Source organism: uncultured Bacteroides sp. (genome assembly GCF_937912035.1).
Taxonomy (GTDB): domain Bacteria; phylum Bacteroidota; class Bacteroidia; order Bacteroidales; family Bacteroidaceae; genus Phocaeicola.
In genome coordinates this window covers 1-3,173 of the sequence record NZ_CALDPF010000011.1, presented here as the reverse complement: position 1 = coordinate 3,173, position 3,173 = coordinate 1, and the positions used below count along the sequence as shown (strand labels likewise).

Annotated in this window: 3 protein-coding genes; all 3 read left to right on the top strand. The window is 36.5% G+C overall.

From position 1 onward, the window contains the following. Positions 1 to 552: hypothetical protein (locus tag Q0486_RS01915; RefSeq protein ID WP_299229948.1), on the top strand; the 552-nt coding region annotated here is incomplete at its 5' end. Between the two features lie 594 nt (positions 553 to 1,146). After that, positions 1,147 to 1,920 (top strand): recombinase family protein, encoded by a 774-nt coding sequence (locus tag Q0486_RS01910; protein WP_299229946.1) that lies wholly within the window; start codon positions 1,147 to 1,149, stop codon positions 1,918 to 1,920. Positions 1,921 to 2,127: 207 nt separating this feature from the next. Beyond that, on the top strand, positions 2,128 to 3,173 hold a 1,046-nt coding region (locus Q0486_RS01905), incomplete at its 3' end, for a hypothetical protein (protein WP_299229944.1).

Here is a 3,173-nt window from a genome sequence, read left to right as displayed (position 1 = left end):
GAGATGACAGCCAAAACCGTACGAGACAATTTAAAAGCAGGAAAGAAAATCCATGGATTACAACTTGCAGAGAATGGAGAGGATTTAGTCCTTGACGAAAAGTTCTTTATGAAAAATTATACCGTAAAGACTCACATTAATAATATCAGACCTAAATATGATTACGATGGACAGTGTGTAGCAAACCTTATGTATATCGTGGTAGGCAGTCACGAAGAAAACGGAAAACGTGTCTATGATGTAATTAGTAGCCGTGTAGAACGTACCACATTCACCGAAGAAAAATTAAAAGCAATGTATGAACTCGGGTTTATCTCTGGCGGTTGTAAAGTGGAGGATGATAAAATCATCCTTCCTACCTCAGATACCAAACCAGTCATGGAAGAACCAAAGGTAGTAGTTCCGGTGGAAGAAAAGAAAGCGGAGCCAAAGGTTGAAGAACCCGTCAAACCAGAAGTAAAGGAACCAGAGCCACCAAAGCCTGCAGAGCCAAAGAAAGCACCAACAACAAAATCCGAAACAAAACCAGAGTCCAAAACAATCAAAAAATAACGTAAGCATAGGGGTATCGTAAGATGCCCCTATATTCATAGGAGGATAGAAAAATGTGTGATTCAGTCTTCATAGTATTTTTAATAACATTTTGTTTAATGCTCATTTGCATTTGTTGTTCTATTTATATTTTTAAGTCAATTACGCAAGGTTTAAATAATATTGTAGAAACTGCAACCAAAGAAGCTAAGGAGCAGTTACAGAGAGAGGAAAAAGAAACAAAAGCTTCTTAATACACTTCCAATCCCACAGATACCGATTACCCAAAAAGTAGTCGGTATCTTCCTTTTATATTCATATATGTAAAAAATACTTACTTATTTCAAAGTAGTTTTATATTAAGGTATGTTTTTAATTTATTTTTGATTTTGTTTTGGGAATTGTATATGCACTTCCAATTTTGCTAATGCCTCATAAAGTAGTAATTTTTATGAGATTTTTACCAAAGTATAAAATTTAAGCTAAATATAGGAAAGTATAAAAATTATGTAAAATGCCAAAAAAACGACCTGAGGTGTAAATGAAAGAAAATATAAATTTTAAATTTGGTTAAAATTTTTGTTTTTAAATACATCTATTTACAGGGGGAAACGTATGGCAAATATTTACGGATATATGAGAGTATCCACAAAACATCAAGATGTTGGTCGTCAGCGTGTAAACATATTAAGGGTTTACCCAGAAGCGATACTCTATGAAGAAACACATAGCGGCGGAGATTACAATGGGTGCGTAGTATTAACAAAATTATTAAAGATTGTGCAACCGGGAGACACCATAGTATTTGATAGCGTCAGTAGATTTAGCAGAGATAACATCACAGGTCCAGAAGAATACCGAAGATTGTTTAAAATGGACGTAAACTTAGTTTTCTTAAATGAACCGTATATCAACACGGACAATTACAGAAAAGCCTTAGATGTGGCACTCCCACGTACTGGAACATTCATAGACCCAATTATCTCAGGTGTAGAAGAAGCACTATTACAGCTTGCAGAAAAGCAAGTCCAAGAAGCATTCGACCAAGCCAACAAGGAAATGATGGATATCCGCAAGCGAACCAGTCAAGCATTACAAAAGAAGATTGCAGAGAATCGTATTTTACCACCAGACCAACAAATCCGTATCGGAACACAAAAAGGTGACACATTCACCACCAAGAAAAAGCAAATTGCCTTGGAGCGAATCAAAGAAGGTTTAGAGAAAAATTATCCTGACGAGGTCATCATGAATAACATTGCAGGTGATTTGAAGAAACAGCTCCCAGACAGCAAATGCAAGGAAATTTCCCGAAATACTTATTACACTTACAAACGAGAGTTTTTGGGAAAACCCAAAAGACAATATACCAAACAAGCAATCAACTAATTTTCGTGCTGCCTAGTTCCGTTGGTAGGCTAGGCAGCTGCCTTTCCGCAAGGCACAAATTATTTACATAGATATCAACAAGGATAATCAGCCCTTACCCATAAAGCTGTCCGGTCCTTTTGATATACAGGATACTCAGCATTCCGCTTATAGCTGAGTAGTCGACTTTCTATTAGTAATTGATTGTATTAAGCAGGAGATAGAATAATGGTGAAGAAGCATTTAAAAAGAATATTATTTATATGTGTAGTCATAGCAATAAACACTCTGTTCAATCCTAAACTTAATATGCAGGTTGAAGCTGCACTATCTGTTACAGCAGGATTTGCAGAAAAGAAGAGTTCTACATATACATCTGCCTGCGGTGGACATTACTATATTTATAAAACTTGGATACCTGAACCTGGCAGTTCAGATTGTCTTAGAGAACACAAGAATGGTGACGGATGTAGCTCAGCTAGATGTACAGACGAATGGGGTCATAAATATGACGCTTTGGGTTTATATTATTATGAGGCAGAACACAAATGTGATGCACATGAGAATAGGACTTATGGGGGTAGAAGCAGAGTAAATTATACTAAGTGTGACACATGCGGTTCGACAAGTCAAGCTGGTGGGGGAGCAGCCTCCATTAATGATTATTGTAGCAAGTCACCTGGTAGAAGACATTATATTCAAGGTGGGCAAAATTCACAGGCAGCCTGTGTATATTGTGGAGCATTATCAGGTTCAGCCAATGTAGGGGTTGCTTGTAGTAGAAGTACAAGTGCTACACATACTGTTAACTGGGAAACTTGGGTAACATATAAAGACACAACTGGCACTAGCATGGTAGGAAAGCCAACAGGCACCAATAAAGTACAATATATTGTAGAATATGGAAGTACGGCCATTATTGATATAAATAATGCATACTTGGTAAACACATCTGTGAATAACGGAGCAAATACACAAACATATTCTTCTATAGGAAATACAATAGTAGGGTATTCAGTTTATGAGGATGGGGTACAACTTGCATCTTATGGTACAACTGATAAAACTAACAAAATATATTCATTTGAGCCTGCTAGGTATACAGTAACAGTAGAGGGAGTAAGAAATCTACAATTCGTAATTTATACTTCTGCTGGAGCATTCACACTCCCTGAGATTGCACTTATTTCTGGTGTACATACTTATGTAACAGATGAAGTTAAATCCAGTTATATATCATCAGATAATAATAGTTGGTATAGCTGGCAAGATAA